16 protein-coding genes and 1 pseudogene are annotated in these 19,954 nt (G+C 66.9%); 4 read left to right on the top strand and 13 right to left on the bottom strand.

Features of this window, described 5'->3' with window-relative positions; all coding sequences use genetic code 11:
* Window positions 1–6: 6 nt before the first annotated feature.
* The 8 genes and pseudogenes from CCX87_RS13230 to CCX87_RS13270 form a co-directional block, all read right to left on the bottom strand.
* Window positions 7–888, bottom strand: coding sequence for a MipA/OmpV family protein (locus CCX87_RS13230; RefSeq protein WP_232476398.1), 882 nt, complete (start codon window positions 886–888; stop codon window positions 7–9).
* A gap of 10 nt (window positions 889–898) precedes the next feature.
* Window positions 899–1,723, bottom strand: coding sequence for an undecaprenyl-diphosphate phosphatase (locus CCX87_RS13235; RefSeq protein WP_087746936.1), 825 nt, complete (start codon window positions 1,721–1,723; stop codon window positions 899–901).
* A 212-nt stretch (window positions 1,724–1,935) separates the two neighbouring features.
* Window positions 1,936–3,390, bottom strand: coding sequence for an efflux transporter outer membrane subunit (locus CCX87_RS13240; RefSeq protein ID WP_087746940.1), 1,455 nt, complete (start codon window positions 3,388–3,390; stop codon window positions 1,936–1,938).
* On the bottom strand, window positions 3,390–6,524 hold the full coding sequence (locus CCX87_RS13245) for an efflux RND transporter permease subunit (RefSeq protein ID WP_087746942.1): 3,135 nt from the start codon (window positions 6,522–6,524) through the stop codon (window positions 3,390–3,392). Before CCX87_RS13245 ends, CCX87_RS13240 begins: the two co-directional genes overlap by 1 nt.
* 854 nt (window positions 6,525–7,378) lie before the next feature.
* The gene (locus tag CCX87_RS13255; protein ID WP_087746947.1) at window positions 7,379–10,486 is read right to left on the bottom strand and encodes an MdtB/MuxB family multidrug efflux RND transporter permease subunit; all 3,108 of its coding nucleotides are present in this window, start codon (window positions 10,484–10,486) and stop codon (window positions 7,379–7,381) included.
* A 51-nt stretch (window positions 10,487–10,537) separates the two neighbouring features.
* A pseudogene (locus tag CCX87_RS13260) lies at window positions 10,538–11,734 on the bottom strand (efflux RND transporter periplasmic adaptor subunit); the annotation flags it as partial.
* A 93-nt stretch (window positions 11,735–11,827) separates the two neighbouring features.
* Window positions 11,828–12,460 carry a LysE family translocator gene (locus tag CCX87_RS13265; RefSeq protein WP_087746950.1) on the bottom strand — a complete coding sequence of 211 codons (633 nt, stop codon included), beginning with the start codon at window positions 12,458–12,460 and terminating at the stop codon, window positions 11,828–11,830.
* Between the two features lie 59 nt (window positions 12,461–12,519).
* Window positions 12,520–13,152: an ABC transporter ATP-binding protein gene (locus CCX87_RS13270; protein ID WP_087746953.1), complete on the bottom strand. Its 633-nt coding sequence runs from the start codon at window positions 13,150–13,152 to the stop codon at window positions 12,520–12,522.
* A 115-nt stretch (window positions 13,153–13,267) separates the two neighbouring features.
* Here CCX87_RS13270 and CCX87_RS13275 point away from each other — a divergent pair, with 115 nt between their 5' ends.
* From CCX87_RS13275 to CCX87_RS21130, 3 genes are all read left to right on the top strand, one after another.
* Window positions 13,268–13,636 carry a hypothetical protein gene (locus tag CCX87_RS13275; protein WP_087746956.1) on the top strand — a complete coding sequence of 123 codons (369 nt, stop codon included), beginning with the start codon at window positions 13,268–13,270 and terminating at the stop codon, window positions 13,634–13,636.
* 36 nt (window positions 13,637–13,672) lie between these two features.
* Window positions 13,673–13,804: a hypothetical protein gene (locus CCX87_RS21510; RefSeq protein WP_255378699.1), complete on the top strand. Its 132-nt coding sequence runs from the start codon at window positions 13,673–13,675 to the stop codon at window positions 13,802–13,804.
* A 132-nt stretch (window positions 13,805–13,936) separates the two neighbouring features.
* Window positions 13,937–14,107, top strand: a complete 171-nt coding sequence (locus CCX87_RS21130) for a hypothetical protein (RefSeq protein ID WP_198314713.1) — start codon at window positions 13,937–13,939, stop codon at window positions 14,105–14,107.
* A 157-nt stretch (window positions 14,108–14,264) separates the two neighbouring features.
* On the opposite strand, the gene CCX87_RS13280 is transcribed toward CCX87_RS21130, so the two are convergent.
* Together CCX87_RS13280 and CCX87_RS21575 are read right to left on the bottom strand one after the other, a co-directional pair.
* A complete protein-coding gene (locus tag CCX87_RS13280) occupies window positions 14,265–15,347 on the bottom strand; it encodes an XdhC family protein (protein WP_087748333.1) in 1,083 nt (360 codons plus the stop codon).
* Window positions 15,348–15,570: 223 nt separating this feature from the next.
* On the bottom strand, window positions 15,571–15,693 hold the full coding sequence (locus CCX87_RS21575; RefSeq protein WP_335622361.1) for a hypothetical protein: 123 nt from the start codon (window positions 15,691–15,693) through the stop codon (window positions 15,571–15,573).
* A 49-nt stretch (window positions 15,694–15,742) separates the two neighbouring features.
* On the opposite strand from CCX87_RS21575, the gene CCX87_RS13290 reads away from it, so the two are divergent.
* Entirely contained in the window at window positions 15,743–17,431 is a 1,689-nt protein-coding gene (locus CCX87_RS13290; RefSeq protein WP_087746959.1) for an ABC1 kinase family protein, read from the top strand.
* 160 nt (window positions 17,432–17,591) lie between these two features.
* Here CCX87_RS13290 and CCX87_RS13295 read toward each other — a convergent pair whose 3' ends face one another.
* Genes CCX87_RS13295 through CCX87_RS13305 form a run of 3 tightly spaced genes read right to left on the bottom strand, consistent with a single transcriptional unit; the run spans window position 17,592 to window position 19,938 of the window.
* The gene (locus tag CCX87_RS13295) at window positions 17,592–18,419 is read right to left on the bottom strand and encodes an extracellular solute-binding protein (RefSeq protein WP_087746961.1); all 828 of its coding nucleotides are present in this window, start codon (window positions 18,417–18,419) and stop codon (window positions 17,592–17,594) included.
* Entirely contained in the window at window positions 18,416–19,204 is a 789-nt protein-coding gene (locus CCX87_RS13300) for an ABC transporter ATP-binding protein (protein ID WP_087746964.1), read from the bottom strand. The genes CCX87_RS13295 and CCX87_RS13300 overlap by 4 nt, the downstream gene beginning before the upstream one ends.
* Window positions 19,201–19,938 (bottom strand): ABC transporter permease, encoded by a 738-nt coding sequence (locus tag CCX87_RS13305; RefSeq protein ID WP_087746967.1) that lies wholly within the window; start codon window positions 19,936–19,938, stop codon window positions 19,201–19,203. The genes CCX87_RS13300 and CCX87_RS13305 overlap by 4 nt, the downstream gene beginning before the upstream one ends.
* Window positions 19,939–19,954 lie beyond the last annotated feature (16 nt).

Below are 19,954 nucleotides of genomic sequence, written 5' to 3' on the forward strand. Positions count from 1 at the left end.
GCCGCGTCAACGGCAGCAGCGGTAGGCCAGCCCCACCGAGGCGCTATAGCCGGTGGGCTTCACCGTCAGGGGGCTGCGGCGCGCGTCTGCCTGCAATTGCGAGACACCCACGCCGCCCCACACCACCCAATGGCGGTTGAGCGCCGTCATGACATCCACGCCCAGGTCCACGCTGTAGAGACCGCCACCGGGCTCGTACGCGGGCAGGCGGGCTGCCCCAGCGCCGCCCGCCACTGCGGGCACGCCAAACCGGGAGCGCAGGTAGGTGCGGTCGCCAAAACTGGCGCCGGCGCCAAAAACCATGCGGGTCTGCTGCGTGACGGGCAGGGTATAGGACACGCTGGTGTTCAGCTGCGCCCCCCCGTCGCGCCCCAGGATGTCTTGCGAAAGCCCTGCGCCCACCGACCACCGGGGCGTGATGGCATAGCCCGCGCTGACCCGGGCGCGCAGGGTGGATCGCACATCGGGCAGGCCGGAGAGCCGCGGCGCATCACTGCTATCGCGACCACTGTCCAGGCGCAGCGATGCACTCAGGCTGAACCGGTCGCTTTCGGCCAGGATGGCGGTGGCGCCCGATTCGCGCTGCTCCAGCCCATGGCCCATGAGGGTGCTGCCGCGCGAGGTGCTCAGGCGAAACCGACCGTATTCCAGCGCCCATGACGGGCTCAGGTGGGACGAACGGCCATCGCCGCCGGCGTAGTCCGGGCCGTTGCTCACCACGGCGCCCAGCACATAGTTGAGCTTGGGGGAGCCGTCTGGGTTGACGGCGGGCGGCACATCCTCGGCCATGGCGGGCAGACCGGCGCCCAGGCCCCACAAGACAGTGCAGACAGCGCAGCCCCAAAGGCCCAAAGGAAGGCCCGAAGGACGGCGCGGCAGGTAGGTCATGGCGCCATTATCAGCCGGCCCACTGCACCAGGCCAGTCCATGCCGAAACCAGCACCACCACCCCAAACACGATGCGGTAATACGCAAACGGCACGAAGCTGTGGGTGCTGATGTAGCGCAACAGCCAGCGCACGCACAGCCAGGCGCTGATGAAGGAGAACACCAGCCCCACGGAAAACAGCGGAATGTCGGCCGCCGACAGCAAGGCACGATCCTTGTACAGGCTGTACGCCCCCGCGCCGATCAGCGTGGGAATGGCCAGAAAAAAGGAAAAGTCCGTGGCGGCCTTGCGCGACAGGCCCAGCAACATGCCGCCAATGATGGTGGCGCCGCTGCGGCTGGTGCCCGGCACCATGGCCAGGCACTGCACCAGGCCCACCTTGAGTGCGTCGAGCGCAGTCATGTCTTCCACCTCTTGGATGCGGGTGGCCGCAGCCGGGCGGCGTTCGGCCCACAAGATGATGAAGCCGCCAATGATGAAGGTGCTGGCCACCACCACGGGGGTGAACAGGTTGGCCTTGATGGCCTTGCCAAACAGCAGCCCCAGCACCACCGCCGGCACAAAGGCAATCAGCACATTGAGCGCAAAACGCTGTGCCTGCCGCTCGGTAGGCAGGGCCGCCAGCGTGGCGCGGATTTTTTGCCAATACACCAGGATGACGGCAAAGATGGCGCCCGTCTGGATGGCGATGTCGAACACCTGGGCCTTCGCGTCATCAAAGCCCAAAAGCGAGCCCGCAAGAATCAGGTGGCCGGTGGAGGAGATGGGAAGAAACTCGGTAAGACCTTCGACCACGCCCATGATGGCGGCCTTGACCAGCAAAACAATGTCCACGCGTACGTCCTTTAAGCCCTTCGGGCTGGCAAAAGGGCAAATTATCCCCTGACGGCTGGCCTGGAACGCCTTGCACACAAGCGCACCGGGGCCAAACTCGGCGGGTACCTGCACGCCTGCAAGAAACAGTGCAAAAACCGCTGCAAACGCTTATCCGTCAATCGCCGGCAGCTACTTTTATTTGCGTTGGGCCTGTCCCAAAACTCCGCCCCTCACCCGTCCAACCACCGCCCCGCCACATTCTTGAGCAGCGTGTTCACCGCTGCCAGCCTGCGGCTGCGCACGTCAATCAGGTTGCGCCGGGCTGACAACACGGTGGTCTGCGCGCTCAGCACGTTCAGATAGCCCACGGTGCCCGCACGGTACTGGTTGCTCACCACATCCAGCGCGCGCTGGGCGGCGGCCACGGCCTCGGCCTGCAGGTGCTGTTCGCGCTCCAGCGCGGTGGCGGCGGCGAGGTTGTCTTCCACTTCCTGCAGCGCCGTCAGCACGGTCTGGCGGTAGCTGGCCACGGCCTGGTCGTGCGTGGCGCGGGCCGATTCGACGGCGGCGCTGCGGGCGCCGCCATCCCAAAGGGAGACGGCCAACGCAGGGCCCAGTGACCAGAAGAGGTGGGGAGCGTTCAGCAAATTGGACAGCTCCGTGCCCCGATAGCCCGCCGCGCCCGACAGCGTGACCGCCGGAAAGAACGCCGCCTGCGCCACGCCGATCTGCGCGTTGGCCGCCGCCACGCGGCGTTCGGCGGCGGCGATGTCGGGGCGGCGCTCCAGCAGGCGCGAGGGCAGTTGCGCGGGCACGGCGGGCGGCGCGGGCAGCGCGGCCGTGGCGGGCAGGCTGAGCGCGGCCGGGGCCTGGCCGGTGAGCGCGGCCAGCGCGTGCTCCAGCTGGGCGCGGCTGGTCTGCGCCTCCAGCAACTGCACCTGGGTGGACTTGTATTGCGCCTCGGCCTGCGCCACGTCGGCAGCCGAGGCCACGCCCGCGCGCTGGCGGTTGCGGGTGAGCGCCCAGCTGCGCTCGTAGGCGGCCAGGGTGTCGCCCAGCAGTTGTGCCTGCGCCTCGGCGGCGCGCAGCGCGAAATAGGTTTGCGCCACGGTGGCCTGCACCGACAGGCGCATGGCGGCCAGGTCGTCGGCGCTGGCCTGGGCACTGGCGCGCGCGGCATCCACACTGCCCGACAGGCGCCCCCACAGGTCCAGCTCCCAGCTGGCGTTCAGGCCCAGCGCATGGCTGTTGCGGGTGGGGGCCTGGGCGCTTTCACCGGCGGTGGTGCCGCTGCGCGAGCGCGTGCTGCTGGCTGTTGCGCCCAGACTGGGCAGGCCGGCGGCGCCTGCGCTGTCGAGTGCGGCGCGCGCGGCGCGCAGCCGGGCCACGGCCAGCGCCACGTTCTGGTTGCCGCTGGTGGCGCGCTCTTGCAGCGCATTGAGTGCGGGGTCGGCGAAGAGCGTCCACCACGCGTCGGGCACGCTATCCTGCGGCTGGGCGGTTTGCCACACGGCGCTGCCTTGCACGCCTTGCTTGTAGGCAGCGGGCACGTCGAGCGCCGGGCGCGCGTGGGGCGGCGGGGCGCTGCAGGCCGTGAGCCACAATAAAGTTACAAGCAAAAATGGCTTCCAGCGCTTATTGGATAAGCGCAAGCAGCTATCAAAAATAGAGTGATTGGAGTGCATCAGGAATCTCCTTGCAGCGCGATCTCAGGGCCGGCAGCCGGGTGGCGGCGCCAGCGCACCCCACGCCGCACACGCGCGCGCAGCCGGTCCAGCGCCACATAGACCACGGGCGTGGTGTAGAGCGTGAGCAGCTGGCTCAGCAGCAGCCCGCCCACCACGGCAATGCCCAGGGGCTGGCGCAGCTCGGCGCCATCGGCCCGGTTCAGCGCCAGCGGCAGCGCGCCAAAAATGGCGGCCAGCGTGGTCATGAGGATGGGCCGCAGGCGCAGGCTGCAGGCGCGGTAGATAGACTGCGCGGCCGTGATGTGGCCGGCGCGTTGCCGCACCAGGGCGAAGTCGATCATCATGATGGCGTTCTTCTTGACGATGCCGATCAGCAAGATGACGCCGATCAGCGCGATCAGCGAGAACTCGGTCTTGAACAGCATCAGCGCCAGCAGCGCGCCCACCCCGGCCGATGGCAGGGTGGACAGGATGGTCAGCGGGTGCAACAGGTTTTCATACAGGATGCCCAGCACCAGGTAGATGGTGATGATGGCCGCCAGAATCAGCAGCGGCTGGCCCGCCAGCGCGCTCTGAAACGCCCCCGCCGTGCCGCCAAAGGTGCCGCGGATTCCCACGGGCACGCCCAGCTCGGCCACCGCGTTGTGCACGGCATCGGTGGCCTGCGACAGCGACACGCCCGGCGCCAGGCTGAAGCTGACGGTGCTGGCCGGCGTGCCGCGCTCGTGGCTGACCGACAGCGGCGTGTTGGTGGTGGTGATGCGCGCAAACGCCGTGAGTGGCACCTGCTGGCCCGCGCTGTTGACAAAGAAGAAGCCGCGCAACGTCTCGGGGCTTTGCAGGTAGCGCGGGGCGGCTTCCATCACCACGCGGTACTGGTTGAGCGGGTTGTAGATCACACCCACCTGGCGCTGGCCGAAGGCGTCGTTCAGGGTGGCGTCGATCTGCGCCATCGTCAGGCCTGCGCGCGTGGCGGCGTCGCGGTCGATCACCAGCGTGGTCTGCAGGCCGTAGTCGGACACGTCGCTGTTCACGTCTTCGAGTTCGGGCAGTTGCGCCAGCGCCTGGCGGATGCGTGGCTCCCAGGTGCGCAGCTCGGCGATGTCGTCGGCCTGCAGCGTGTAGTCGTACGAGGCACTGCTTTGCCGCCCGCCAATGCGGATGTCGCGCTGGGGCACCATGAACAGGCGGGCGCCGGGCTCGTCCTTGAGCTGCGCGCGCAGGCGGGTGATGACGGCCTCGGACCGCTCCTGCCCCGGCCCGCGCTTGAGCGTCATGAACATCTGCGCCGCGTTGCGCTGCCAGCCGCCGGTGAAGCCCGTGACATGCTCCACGGCAGGATCGGCCTGCACGATGGCCAGAAAGCGCTGCAGCCGCTGCTCCATGGCCTGGTACGACGTGGCCTGGTCGGCGCGGATGAAGCCCGAGATGCGGCCCGTGTCCTGCTCGGGCATGAAGCCTTTCTCGATGGCGGTGTAAAGGTAAACATTGAGCCCCACCACCCCGGCCAGCGCCAGCAGCACCAGGGGCTGGTGGCGCAGGCACCAGGCCAGGCTGCGGCGGTAACCGCGCAGGCCCCGGGCCTGCAGGCCGTCCACCCAGCGCATAAAACGCGCCCAAGGTGATGGACTGGGCGCTTGCTCGGTTGGCCGGTGCGGCTGGAGCAGCGCCGCGCACATCATGGGCGTGGTGGTGAGCGACACCAGCAGCGACACCCCAATGGCCGCCGACATGACGATGGCGAACTCATGGAAAAACCGCCCCACGATGCCGCCCATGAACACAATGGGCACGAACACCGCAATCAGCGACAGGCTCATCGACACCACCGTGAAGCCGATCTCGCGCGCGCCATCCAGCGCGGCCTGCAGCGCGGTTTTGCCGCGCTCCATGTGGCGCATGATGTTTTCCAGCACCACGATGGCGTCGTCCACCACGAAGCCGGTGGCAATGGTCAACGCCATCAGCGAGAGGTTGTCGAGCGTGTAGCCCGCGAGATACATCACGCCAAACGTGCCCGCCAGCGACACCGGCACGGCCACCGCGGGGATGAGCGTGGCGCGCCCGTTGCGCAGAAACAGAAACACCACCAGGACGACCAGCGCCACGGCGATCAGAAGGGCGTGCTCTACCTCCTTGACCGAGGCGCGCAGCGTGGGTGTGCGGTCGGAGACGATCTCCACATCGATCGCCGCCGGGATCGACGCCTTGAGCTGCGGCAGCAGCGCGCGCACGCGGTCCACCGCCTCCAGGATGTTGGCGCCGGGCTGCTTGTACACCTGCAGCAGCACAGCCGGCTTGCCGTTGGCCACGCCAAAGTTGCGCACGTCCTGCACCGAGTCGGTCACCTCGGCCACATCGGCCAGGCGAATCGCGTTGCCGTTTTGCCAGCGCAGCACCAGCGGGGCATAGTCGGCCGCCACGCGGGCCTGGTCGTTGGCGGCGATCTGCCAATAGTGGTCTTCGCGCTCCACCGCGCCCAGCGGGCGGTTGGCGTTGGTGGTGCTGATGGCGCCGCGCACTTGCTCCAGCGACACCCCGTTGGCCGCCAGCCGCACCGGGTCGAGCGACACGCGCACAGCGGGCAGCGCGCCGCCGCTCACCGTGGCCTGCCCCACGCCTTCGACCTGCGAGAGCTTTTGCGCCAGCACGGTAGAGGCCGCGTCGTACATCTGCCCGCGCGTGAGCGCGCTGGACGTGAGCGCCAGGATCATGATGGGCGCATCGGCCGGGTTCACCTTGCGGTAGGTCGGGTTGCTGGGCATGCCCGTGGGCAGCAGCGTGCGCGCGGCGTTGATGGCGGCCTGCACATCGCGGGCGGCGCTGTCCACGTTCCGGTTGAGGTCGAACTGCAGCGTGATGCTGGTGCTGCCCAGGATGGAGCGCGAGGTGATCTCGTTGACGCCGGCGATGGCCCCGAGCGAGCGCTCGAGCGGCGTGGCCACGGTGGCGGCCATGGTGTCGGGGCTGGCGCCGGGCAGGCTGGCGCTGACGGAGATGGTGGGGTAATCGACCTGCGGCAGCGGGGCCACCGGAAGCAGAAAGTACGACACCGCGCCGACCAGGGCCAGGCCCAGGGTGAGGAGCGTGGTGGCGATGGGGCGGTGGATGAAGGGGGTGGAGAGGCTCATGGGGCGGGCCTCCTGCCAGGTTCGGGGTGTTTTGTGGCTCTAGCGCTTTGGGGGGTTGCGCTGGTAGCTATTGTTTTGATAGTTCGTTTTGTGTGTTTTTTGAGGATGGGGGCCGGGTCTCGCCCCGGCGGGCGCCTCACTTTCTTTTGCTTCGCCAAAAGAAAGTAAGCAAAGAAAAGGCGACCCACAGTCTGCGGCCCCTTCGCGTTGCTACGGGGCAACCTGCGTCGGTGCGCTTGCGGGGTGCGCCGTGGAACTCGCTTTGCGCTGCGCGCGCCGCTCAGACAACCACGGCGAGCTAGATGACGAGGCATGCGCGCTTCGACGCGCATGCTCACCCCGCAACCGCACCGCCGCAGGCGCAGCCAGATGGGGGGAACCACCGAACATCCAAACAACCCCACGGGCCATCGCTGCGCTCGGCCCAGGTTGCGCAGCGCGTGGCGCTTGCGCCCGCGAAACGGGGCCGAGCGCAGCGATGGCCCGTGTGGCTGCTGGCTCCCCATCCCTTCTGGCTGCGCCTGGGGCGCGCAGGGCGCGGGGTGGCGGGTGTGCCGCAGGACACACCCGCTTCGTGATCTGACTCGCCGTGGTTGTCTGAGCGGCGCGCGCAGCGCAAAGCGAGTTCCACGGCGCACCCCGCGCACGAGCACCCCAGGTTGCCCGCAGCGAAGCGGAGGGTCGCAGACAGCAGGGTCGCCTTTCTTTTGGGTACTTTTCTTTGGCGAAGCAAAGAAAAGTGCCTCGCCCGCCGGGGCGAGACCCGGCCCCCGCCCCCAGCCAAGGCATAGAGCCAAAAACACCCCCAGCGCTTATAGGAAAAGCGCAACCAGCTACAAAAACAGGAGCACCCATCACACAGCCCCCTGCCGCGCCCGCCAACGCTCAGCCCACCCCTCAAACGTCAGATAAATCACCGGCGTGGTAAACAGCGTCAGCAACTGGCTCACAATCAGCCCCCCCACCATCGTCACCCCCAGCGGATGCCGCAACTCGCTGCCCACGCCCGTACCCAGCATCAACGGCAGCGCCCCCAGCAACGCCGCCAGCGTGGTCATCAAAATCGGCCGAAACCGCAGCAGGCAGGCCTGGTAAATCGCCTCCCGCGCTGGCAGCCCCTGTTCGCGCTGCGCCTCCAGCGCAAAGTCGATCATCATGATCGCGTTCTTCTTGACGATGCCGATCAAGAGCACGATGCCGATGACCGCCACGATGTCCACATCCAGCCCCGCCAGCCACAGCGCCAGCAGCGCCCCCACCCCCGCCGACGGCAGGGTGGACAGGATGGTCACCGGGTGGATGGTGCTTTCATACAGCACGCCCAGCACGATGTACATGGTGACCACCGCCGCCAAAATGAGCAGCAGCGTGTTCGACAACGAGGCCTGAAACGCCAGCGCCGCGCCCTGGAAGTTGCTGTCCACCGACAGCGGCAACAGACCGGCCGCGCGCGCCGCCGCCTGTTCGGCCTGGATGGCCTTGACGGCATCGCCCAGCGAAACGCCCGGTGCCGTGTTGAACGAAATGGTGGCAGCCGGCAGCTGCCCCACATGGTTCACGGCCAGCGGCATAGGGCGTTCTTCGATGCGCGCCACCGACGACAGTGCCACCGGCTTGCCGGCGCTCGATGCAACGTAGATGCTGTTCAGCGCCTCGGGCCCCAACTTGAACTGCGGCGCCACCTCCAGCACCACGCGGTATTGGTTCGATTGCGTGAAGATGGTGGAAATGAGCCGCTGGCCAAAGGCGTTGTACAGCGCGGTGTCGATGCCCGCCACCGTCACGCCCAGCCGGCTGGCCTGGGCGCGGTCGATCTGCACAAAGGCCTGCAGGCCCTGGCTTTGCAGGTCGCTGGCCACATCGGCCAGCTGCGGCAGGGCGCGCATGCGCTGCACCAGGTCAGCGGTGCTGGTCTGCAACTGGGCCATGTCGGGCGACGAAACCAGCAGCTGGTATTGCGTGCGCGCCACGCGGTCTTCGATGGTGAGGTCTTGCACCGGCTGGGCATAGAGGCGAATGCCCGCAATGCCCTGGGTTGAGTCCGCCAGGCGGCGCAGCACCACGGGGGCGCGGTCGCGTTCGGCGTGGGGTTTCAAGTCGATGAGCAGGCGCCCCGTATTGAGCGTGGTGTTGGCCCCGTCCACACCAATGAAGGACGACACACTCTGGACGGCCGGGTCTTGCAGAATGCGCTCGACCAGCTGCTGCTGGCGCTCCGCCATGGCGGCAAACGAGATGGACTGGTCGGCCTCGGTGGTGGCCTGCAGTGTGCCGGTGTCTTGCACCGGAAAGAAGCCCTTGGGCACCAGCACATAGAGCAGCACCGTGAGCACCAGCGTGGCCGCAAACACCAGCCAGGTCAGGCCCCGCCGGTTGAGCACCCACTGCAACGCGCGGCCATAGTGCGCGATGGTGCGGTCAAAAAATCGGCCCGTGGCCTGGTACAGGCGGCCATGGCTTTCTTCGGGCGTGTGGCGCAGCAGGCGGGCGCACAGCATGGGCGTGAGCGTGAGCGACACCACCGCCGACAGCAAGATCGCCACGGCCATGGTGATGGCGAATTCGTGGAACAGGCGCCCCACCACATCGCCCATGAACAAGAGCGGAATCAGCACCGCAATCAGCGAGATGGTGAGCGAGATGATGGTGAAGCCAATCTGCCTGGCACCCTTGAGTGCGGCCTGCAGCGGCGGCTCGCCCTGCTCCACATAGCGGGCGATGTTTTCGATCATCACGATGGCGTCGTCCACCACGAAGCCTGTGGAAATGGTCAACGCCATCAGCGTGAGGTTGTTGATGGAAAAGCCCGCCAGGTGCATCACGCCCAGGGTGCCCACCAGCGACAGCGGCACCGCAAAGCTGGGGATGAGCGTGGCCGAGGCGCTGCGCAAAAACACAAAGATCACCGCCACCACCAGGCCAATGGCCAGGGCCAGCTCGACCTGCATGTCCTTGACCGAGGCGCGGATGGTGGTGGTGCGGTCGGTGAGCACCTGCACATCCAGCGATGCGGGCAGCGTGCTTTGCAGCTGGGGCAGCAGGGCCTTGAGGCGGTCCACCGTCTCGATGACGTTGGCGCCGGGCTGGCGCCGGATGTTGAGGATGACGCCGGCCCTGGACCCTGTCTCGGGCGTGCCTGCCCAGGCGGCCAGGCGGGTGTTCTCAGCGTCGTCCACCGTTTGCGCCACATCGCGCAGGCGGATGGGGTTGCCGTTTTTGAAGGCCAGGATCAGGTCGCGGTATTCCTGCGCGGACTGCAGCTGGTCGTTGGCATCAATGGTCGAGGCGCGCGCGGGCCCGTCAAAGCCGCCCTTGGCCTGCTTGACGTTGGCGGCGGCGATCACGGTGCGCACATCCTCCAGCGTGAGGCCCAGGCTGGCCAGCGCCGTGGGATTGGCCTGGATGCGCACGGCCGGGCGGCGCCCGCCCGCAATGGCCACCAGCCCCACGCCGGTGACCTGCGAGAGCTTGGGCGCCAATCTGTTTTCCACCAGATCATTGACGCGGATCACTGGCAACGAAGGCGAGGTGATGGCCAACGTGAGAATGGGTGCATCCGCCGGGTTGACCTTGCTGTAGATCGGCGGCATGGGCAGATCGTTCGGCAGCAGGTTGCTGCCCGCGTTGATGGCCGCCTGCACCTGCTGCTCGGCCACGTCCAGCGCCATATCGAGCGCAAAACGCAGCGTGATGACCGAGGCCCCGCCCGTGCTGGTGGACGACATCTGCGCCAGCCCCGGCATCTGGCCCAGCTGGCGCTCCAGCGGCGCGGTGACATTCGATGCCATCACATCGGGGCTGGCGCCGGGGTAGAGCGTGGTGACCTGGATGGTGGGGTAGTCCACCTCGGGCAGGGCCGAGATGGGCAGCAACCGGTAGGCCAGCAAGCCGGCAATCAGCAACGCCACCATCAGCAGCGACGTGGCGATGGGGCGCAGGATGAAGAGGCGCGAGAGATTCATGGCAGCAAGGCCCGCATGGCGCGGCGCATGATGTCAGCGCGCAGCGGCAGCGGCCTGGATCACCGCCACCTTGGCGCCTTCGCGCAGGCGATCGATACCGTCGGTCACGACCTGGTCGCCGTCTTTGAGGTCGCCCTCCACGCTGACCCGGTCGCCATCGGTCACGCCCACGCGAATGCGCCGCTGCGTCACGGTGCCACCCGGCTGCACCAGATAGACATAGTTGTTCTGCACCGCCGTGCCGGGCACGGTGAGCGCGTTCGGCAACAGGTTGAGCTGCAGCCGCACGTTGACAAACTGGTTGGGGAACAGCCCGCCGTCCTCATTGGCAAATGCAGCCTTCACCTTGATGGTGCCGGTGGCGGGGTCGATGGCATTGTCGAGCGCGCCCAGGCGTCCGCGTGCCAGGCGATGTTTTTGCTCGCGGTCCCACAGCTCGACGGGCAGTGCGGCGCCTTCGGCCAGGCGTTGCTGGATGGGCGCCAGATGCGCCTCGGGCACTGAAAAGGCCGCGTCGATGGGCTGGACGAGGTTGATGGTGACGATGCCGTTCGCATCGGAGGGGCCAACCACATTGCCCCGGTCGGCCTGGCGCAGGCCAAGGCGCCCGGCAATGGGCGCCGTGATGCGCGTGTAGCCCAGTTGCAGGCGGGCGGCGTCCACTTGCGCCTGGTCGGCGGCCACGGTGCCTTCGAGCTGGCGCACCAGTGCCGCCTGCGTATCCACCTGCTGGGTCGCTATCGAATCCTGTGCCAGCAGGTCTTTGTAGCGCTGCAGATCGAGTTGCGCGTTTTTCAGCAGGGCCTGGTCGCGCTGCAGATTGCCCTGCACCTGGCTCAGCGCGGCCTGGTAGCTGCGCGCATCGATCTCGGCCAGCAACTGGCCTGCCTTGACCTGTTGGCCTTCCTTGAAATGCAGCGCCGTCAGCTCGCCGCCGACCTTGGCCCGCACCACCGCCGTGGCGCGCGCGCTCATGGTGCCGATGGCTTGGACCATCACACGCACGTCTTGGCGCCGCACCAGCCCCACCGACACAGGCTGTACCTGCCCGCCGGCGCTGAAGCGCCCCGGCGTTGTTGTGCCCACGGTTGCCGCGGCCCCATCGGGGCCCGCCTGGCGCTGCGTCCACCACCACCCCCCGCCCGCTGCGAGCGCCAGCACCACCAGCAGCAGCATCCACCACCGCGCTCGCCCGCCCTGGCGCAAGTTGGACCGCAGCGGAGGACAGGGGAAACGGTGGGGCAGCATGGAAAGCGCGGCAAAGTGAAGTCGGGCAATGGTAGCCATCCCCAGCCGCACCCAACATCGTCGCCAACGAATGACGGCTGTTTTGCCCTGGCGTTAGCGGTTGGTGACCAACAACAAACCGCCCGCCCCCATGAAGAACCCGCCCGTGGCCTTGTTCAGGCGCACGACCCCGCGCGAGGTGCGGATGAATCGGCGAATCTGTCGCCCGCCAGTGGCATACACAGCTGTCGAAACGAACTCGCTCGCCAGATAGATCGACCCCAGCACCAAAAACTGCCGAGCAGCAGGCTGGCCCGGATCAATGAACTGCGGAAAGATGGCGGCAAACAGGATGATGGCCTTGGGGTTGGTGATGCCCAGCAGGAATTCCTGGGCGATCAGGGCGCGCAGACTCACGGGCGATTCAGCCACCGAAGCGCCCTCGCCCTCGACCACGCTCAGCCCGCTGAACTCGCGGCTGCGCCAGGCCCGCCAGCCCAGCCAGAAGAGATAAAGGGCGCCCGCCCATTTCACCGCCGTGAACGCCGCTTCGGAAGCCAGCAGCATGGCCCCCAGCCCCACCGCGGATACCACAAGAAAAATGGCAAAAGCGGCCACGCGCCCCAAGGTGGCAATCAGCGCAGCGCCCACACCCGCACGGATGCCGTTGTTCAGCCCGCAGAAATTGTTCGGACCGGGCGTCAGTGAAATGGCCACAGCCACCGGCACAAATAAGAGAGCGTCCATTACAGATCCTGTGGGGCGAAAGCAAAAAAGCGCCAGTCTACCGAGGCAGTGCGGCTGCGTTACACGCCGGGCAAATCCACCACCTGATTCCACGGCACCCCGGCGAGCGCTTCGTAATGGGCCACTACCACCATGCGGCCAGGCTGGGTTCCGTGATGGGCCAGCGCCTTTGCCAGATACGCCACGGAGGACTTGTCCAGCCCCGCGACGGGCTCATCCATGAGCGTGAGCGGCGCGCCAGAGGCCAGCGCCGCCGCCATCAAGACCTTGCGGCGGCTGCCTGCGGACAGCGCATGAAGCGGCTTGTCCAGATGGGGGTGCAGCAAAAACCCTGTGATATGCGCCAAAAGCGCATTGGCATCCCAGGCGCCATGCTGCTGTGACAACCGGGCGAACCAGCCGCGCGCAGTCTGGTCGTTGAGCGCATCCGAGCGCGGGTCGGCCCAAAACACCCGCGCCCGGTACGCATCGGGGTCCGTCTGCCCATTTAGCCCCGCCAGCACCAGCCGGCCCGCCTGCGGCACCAGCTCACCGGCCAGCAGCCGCAGCAGCGTGGTCTTGCCACAGCTTTCATCCCCGCGCACCAGCGTCAGCCCCGGTGACAAAGTAGCGTGAAAGTTGTCAAACACAGCGCAATGCGGGTAGCCAAAAGACAGGCCGAGCACCTGCAGCGAGAGCGATGGGTGGGTCATGAAAATCGGCGATAACGCCCCGTAAGCGCCGCAACGGCGTCGGCAAATCCTGGCATTCTAGAAATCTTGCCGCACTCCACGACAATCTGGCGACACTCCCTGCCCTTTTACAGCCATGCTCCTGCGCTACCTTGATTTCGATTTCAGTGAAGACACCGAAGGCACCGGCACCTTCGATGCCATGGCGAGCGTTGCGCCAGCGCAGGTTGCCGCCTTGCAGGCTGAAATCAGCGCCGTATTGGCATGGGCGCACCAGCACTGGCCCGATGCCTGTGGCCCCGCCGAACACGGTGGTGCATGGCTGTACGACCTGCGGGGCGTGCAGGAGGTCAGCACGCCACTGGTGCTGGAATTTGATGAAACCGCAGGACAACTCCGCACCATGGCGGGCAGCCCCGCTCCACCGCGGACCACCATCACCCTGACGATCAGCGGCAGTGCCGATTTCTGCGCGACACTTCGCGAAGCCTTTGACGTTGAATAGTTCGAGCTCCAATCTGCCGATCAGAACTGCTTTTACGTGGCCAACCCCACCAATGCGCCCGCCCTGTTCGCCAGCAATGCCATGCTGTGCGGCTTCCACTTTCCGTTCCCGGCCTTCGGCCGCTTGGCAGCCTCGGGCAACGGCTACGCCTTCCAACCTGCAGCCTGAAGGGCAGGGCTTCACGTCCATTTTTTCCTATCGCCTGCCTTCCAGCGATGGCGCGGCAAAGGCCTGCTGAAAGACGCTGATTTCGGCTGTGGCCTAATATCCCTCTTTTTTCCACTATCTCAGAGACCTACCATGGGCAACAAGATCGTCACCGAAGCAGACCGCAAGCGCACCCCCCAACCCAAGCCCCTGCCCGGCGTGAGCCTGCCCACGTCTGGCCGTGGTCAGCGCGTGAGCCTGGAGCGTGGTGTTGCAACCCGCAGCAAGAAGAACCCCGGCAAGCGCTCCAAGAAGGGCGGTTGATCGGCACTGTCTCGGCACCAGGCCCTGGCATAAAACAGCCCTCTTCGGAGGGCTTTTTTCTGGGCGAAACACAGGCAGCATGCGCACTGCGAAAGAAAACGCCGCACGCAGACACCGGGCAGACACCGGGCGGCAAACGCCCTTGAGCGCATGCCCGCTATCGCACGCCGCAGACCGTCGCCCCAGGATCGTTGGGCGGCACCTCGCGGTCGTGCTTGGCCTGGGCCACCTGCATATCGCGCGGCAGGGTCACGCCGTTCTTGACCGCCAAAATTTCCGCCATCACGCTCACGGCGATCTCCGGCGGGGTCTTGCTGCCGATGTAGATGCCGATCGGCCCGCGCAGACGTTGCAGGCCCTCTTCGGTCTGCTCGAAATGCTCGATCATGCGGGCCCGGCGGGCCTGGTTGTTGCGGCGCGAGCCAATGCCGCCCACATAAAACGCCTCGGTGTTGAGCGCCTCCAGCAGCGCCAGATCATCGAGCTTGGGGTCGTGCGTGAGGGCCACCACGCAACTGCGGCGGTCGGGCTTGAAGGCCCGCACCACGTCATCGGGCATGTCACTCACCACGGTGGCGCCGGGCACGCTCCAACTGCCCCGGTATTCCTCGCGCGGATCGCACACCGTGACGGCAAAACCGCTGAACAGCGCCATGGTGGCCAGGTATTCGGCCAGTTGGCCCGCCCCGATCAGCAGCATGCGGTACTCGGGGCCAAAGATGTTGGTGAGCTGCACGGCATCCACCACCAGATCGCCGGGGGTGGTTGCCAGCGACAGCGTTGCCACGCCGTCGGCCAGGCGCACGCTGCGCTGCACCAGCCGGCCGGATTCGAGCGCCGCGATCAGCGCGGCCAGGCTGGCGGGATCGGGGTCGTATTCCAGCAGCAACTCCAGCGTGCCGCCGCAGGGCAGGCCAAAGCGGTGCGCCTCGTCGGCAGACACGCCATATTTCACGAACGATGGCGGGCCGCTGGGAATGCGGTGGTCCGCACCGGGACGGGCACCGCCCGGCGGCGCACTCTGCGCATAGGCCTGGGTATGACGGTCAATCAGGTCGTCTTCAATGCAACCGCCCGACACCGAGCCGACCACCGCCCCATCCTCGCACAACGCCATGATCGAACCGACAGGCCGGGGCGATGAGCCCCAGGTACGCACCACCGTGGCCAGCAGCGCGCGCCGGCCGGCAGTACGCCAGCCGTGCAGCGTGCGCAACACCATCACATCCAGGTTTTCCATGGCTTCATCACCCAATCTATTGACACCGTTTTCAACATCACCCTGCGCCGCCGCACCCATTTCCGATGAAACTGGCGCGCCCATTTGGGGAAAGACGCGCAGCAGCACAGAGAGAACTTAGCACCACCACGCTACCAGCACCCACGCCGCCGCGCCGGCCACCCACACCCATACCGGGATGCCACCGGGGGGATTGCCATCGCCCACCGCTGCATCGCGTTGTCTAAGCGCTAAAAAAGTCTTCGGCCATGCCCTTGGCGGCGCCGTCGATCAGGCGCTGGCCCAGCAAGACCCACGCATGGCCCTTACCAAAGCCGGCCACACTCCCGGTCGCTCGCAACGCCATGGCACAGCGCTGCAGGAAGACAGTGCAGGCACCGGGCTATCATCACCGCATGCTGATCGAGACCCTGGGAGCCGCGCACGAGCTGGGCCGCCTGAAAGAAATTCTGGGCGTGATGGTGCGCCACGGATTCGGTGACACGGTGCGCCGCCTGGGCCTGGCCGACCAGCTCGAGCGCGCCGGCCAGGCACTGCACTGGAACCTGGCCGGCGACCTGACCCGCATCGAGCCACCAGTCCAGGTGCGACTGGCGCTGGAAGAACTGGGGCCCACGTTCGTCAAGTTCGGGCAACTCCTGGCAGGCCGCGCCGACCTGTTCGGCCCCGACTGGATCGCCGAGTTTGAAAAGCTCCACAGCCAGGTGCCGGCCGTGCCCCTGGAGCTTCTGCGCCCCCAGCTGCGCGAAGATTTGGGCGGCGAGCCCGAAGAGGTGTTTGCACGCTTTGACACCGAGCCCCTGGCCGCGGCATCGATTGCGCAAGTGCACCGCGCTCAGCTGCACGATGGCAGCGAGGTGGTCGTCAAGATTCGCCGCCCCGGCATCAGCGAGGTGATCGAGGCCGACCTGCGCCTGCTGGAGCGGCTGGCAGCGCTGGCCGAAGCCGAACTGCCCGCGCTACAGCCCTACCGGCCACAGCAGCTGGTGCGCGAATTTGCCCGCTCGCTGCGGCGCGAGCTGAACCTGGCCGGCGAATGCCGCAGTGCCGAGCGCATTGCCGGCAATCTCACCAGCCTGCCTTTCATCGTGGTGCCGCGCGTGCACTGGCAGCACACCAGCGAACGCATCAACGTGCAGCAATTCATCCAGGGCGTGCCTGGCGGGCAGCTCGATGCGCTGACACCCGAAGCCGGTTTTGACCGCACCGTGCTGGCCCGGCGCGGCGCCCAGGCCGTGCTCCAGATGATTGTGCAAGATGGCATCTTCCATGCCGACCCGCATCCGGGCAACGTGTTTTACCTTGCAGGCAACCGCATCGCCTTCATCGACTTTGGCATGGTGGGCCGCCTGTCAGAGCGCAGGCGCATCGAGTTGCTGCAAATGCTGCTGGGCCTGGTAGAGCGCCAGCCGCAGGCGGTGGCCGATGTGCTGCTGGACTGGGCGGGCGACGCCCATGGCGTGGACCCAGGGCAACTGGAGATGGAGGTGGAAGCCTTTGTCGACCAATACCACGGCGTGCCCCTGGCGCAGCTGCAGCTGGGGCAAATGCTGGCCGATGTGACCAGCATCCTGCGCGAACACCACCTGGGCCTGCCGCCCGACCTGGCACTGCTCATCAAGGCCTTTATTTCGCTGGAAGGCATGGGGCGCAATCTCGACCCGCAATTTCACATGACCACCGAAGCCCTGCCGCTACTGCGCCAGGTGCTGCGCGCACGCTACCAGCCGCGCGCACTGGCCGGCCGCGCCTGGCAGACCTTGCGCCGGGCGCTCGACACCGCAGAGCAATTGCCCGACGACCTGGCACGCCTGCTGCGCAACGCACGCCGGGGCCGCCTGCAGGTGGGCATCGAGCTGGCCCACCTCAAGCGGGTGGGCGACCAGATCGACCGCTCTGCCAACCGGCTCGCAATGGCACTGATCATTGCCGCCCTCATCATTGGCTCTTCCATCGTGATGACCGTGCAGGGCGGGCCCACGCTGTTCGGGCTGCCGGCCTTTGGCTTTCTCGGCTTCTTTGGCGCCGTGGTCTGCGGGTTGTGGCTGATGCGCGCCATCTGGCGCAGCAGCAGGGACCGGTAGCCCCCTGATGCGCCCAGTGCCTTCCCCAGAGGAGGACGCCCCCGGCCCCGGTGGCCTGGCAAATCCAGTTCCACTGGTCGCACGGGTTGGGGCACGCCAGGGGCTGGACCGCTGGATCTTTTTGAATGGCCTTGTTTGACGCGCTTAGACGCGCGACTTGTTACTTCGCAGCGTTCGGGAAGAACAGCTGCTCGCCGCCAATCTTGTAGTTGGCAATCGCCGTCTGGCCTGCGGGCGAGACCACCCAGTCCACGAATTTCTGCGCGTCCTGCGCCTTCACATGCGGGTGCCGGGCGGGGTTCACCACCATCACGCCATACTGGTTGAACAGGCGCGTGTCGCCCTCCACCAGCACGGCCAGATCGGCGCGGTTCTTGAAGTTGAGCCAGGTGCCGCGGTCGGCCAGCGCATAGGCGCCGCTGGATGCCGCAATGTTGAGCGCCGGGCCCATGCCACAGCCGCATTCCTTGTAGCCGCTGCCCTTGGCGGCATCGGCGCCGGCCAGCTTCCAGTAGCGCAGCTCGGCGGCGTGCGTGCCGCTCTTGTCGCCGCGCGAGACAAAATCGCCGTTGCCAGCGGCCAGCTTTTTCAGCGCATCCACGATGTCCTTGCCCTTGACACCGGCGGGATCGTTCTTGGGACCCACCAGGATGAAGTCGTTGTACATCACGGGGTAACGCTTCACGCCCCAGCCGTCGGCGACAAACTTTTCTTCGGCCACCTGGTCGTGCACGAAAAGCACATCCGCATCGCCGCGGCGCGCCGTGTCGAGCGCCTGCCCCGTGCCCAGGGCCACCACCTTCACATCCAGCCCGCTGGCCTTCTTGAACTCGGGCAGCAGATAACCGAACAGGCCCGACTGCTCGGTGGACGTGGTGGACGCCATGGTGATGGACTGCGCATGGGCAGCCCCACCAACTACAAAAACGATAGCTGGAAGCGCTTTACCAATAAGCGCCAGAGGCCAAAAAGACTTTAAATTCTTCATACCATTTCTCCTTTGACAAACAATCGCGCGGCGTCGGGCAAGGGGCCGTTGAAAAAATCGTGCACGGGCAAATCGGCCAGCACACAGCCGTGTTCCAGATAAATCACCCGGCTGGCCAGCCGCTTGACCTGGCCCAGGTTGTGGCTGCTGAAAACCATGGTTACAGGGTGGCCCGGGCCCGCCTGGCCATGGCTGGCGGCAAGGTCGGCCATCAGCAGCTCGACCTCGCGCTTGGCATGGGGGTCGAGGCTGGCGGTGGGCTCGTCGAGCAGCAGCACATCGGGCCGCAGCGCCCAGGCCCGCGCCAGCGCCACCCTTTGCTGCTGGCCGCCCGAGAGGGTGCGCGCGTTTTGTGCGGCAATGCCTTCGAGCCCCACGCGCTGCAAGGCCGCCAGTGCCAGCGCCCGCGCCTCGCGCCAGCGCACGCCGTGCAGCCACAGGCCCAGCGCCACGTTGTGCTGGGCGCTGGTGCGCAGCATGTGCGGGCGCTGGAACAGCATGGCCTGCCGCACGCCAGGGTCGTGCGACAAGCGCCCGCTGCTGGGTTTCGCCAGGCCGTGCAGCACGCGCAGCAGCGTGCTCTTGCCACAGCCATTGGCGCCGATCAACGCAACACGTTCGCCCAAGGACACCGTCAGATTCACACCGTGGAGCGCCTGCACCGGGCCATAGCGCACGCCCACGCCGTGCAGGGAGAAAACCGGAGGCTGGTCGGGCACGGCCACCGGTGCCCGGGCAACCGTCTGCGCATCGGGCCACAGAGCAGCGGCAGGCGCGACGCTCATGCCAGCACTCCGGGCAGGGCGCCCCGCGAGGTGCCATCCACGCCTTCGCGCCAGCGCCGCAACGCAGCAATCAGCACGTTCAGCGCCAGCACCACCGCCAGCAGCACCAGCCCCAGGGCCAGGGCCAGCGGCAGGTCGCCCTTGCTGGTTTCGAGGGCGATGGCAGTGGTCATCACGCGCGTGAAACCGTCGATGTTGCCGCCCACGATCATCACGGCGCCCACCTCGGAAATGGCGCGCCCAAACGATGCAATCAGCACCGTCAGCAGGGCATAGCGCTCGTCCCAGGCCAGCAGCAGGCTGCGCATCACGGTGCCCGCGCCGATCGATTGCAATTGCTCGCCATGGCCGCGCTCGGCATCGGCCACCAACTGGCAGGTCAGGGCCGTGACCACGGGCAGCACCAGCAGGGTCTGGGCGATCACCATCGCCTTGAACGTGAAAAGCCAGCCCAGGGCGCCAAACGGGCCGCTGCGCGACAGCAGCAGATAAACCACCAGCCCGACCACCACCGAAGGCACGGCCAGCATGGTGTTGAGCCAGGCCAGCACGGCGCCCCGGCCCGCAAACCGCGCCACGCCCAGCCACGCGCCCAGCACCAGCCCGGCACCGCAGGCCAGCAGGCAGGCCGTGCCGCTGACAGCAAGAGAGCGGCCCACAATGGTCCACAAGACGGGGTCGGCCGAAAGCGTGAGGTGCAGCGCCGTGATGGCGCTTTCAGAGAGAGTGGACATGGATTCGACTATCGTA

This window comes from Acidovorax sp. T1, from assembly GCF_002176815.1.
Lineage (GTDB): Bacteria > Pseudomonadota > Gammaproteobacteria > Burkholderiales > Burkholderiaceae_C > Acidovorax.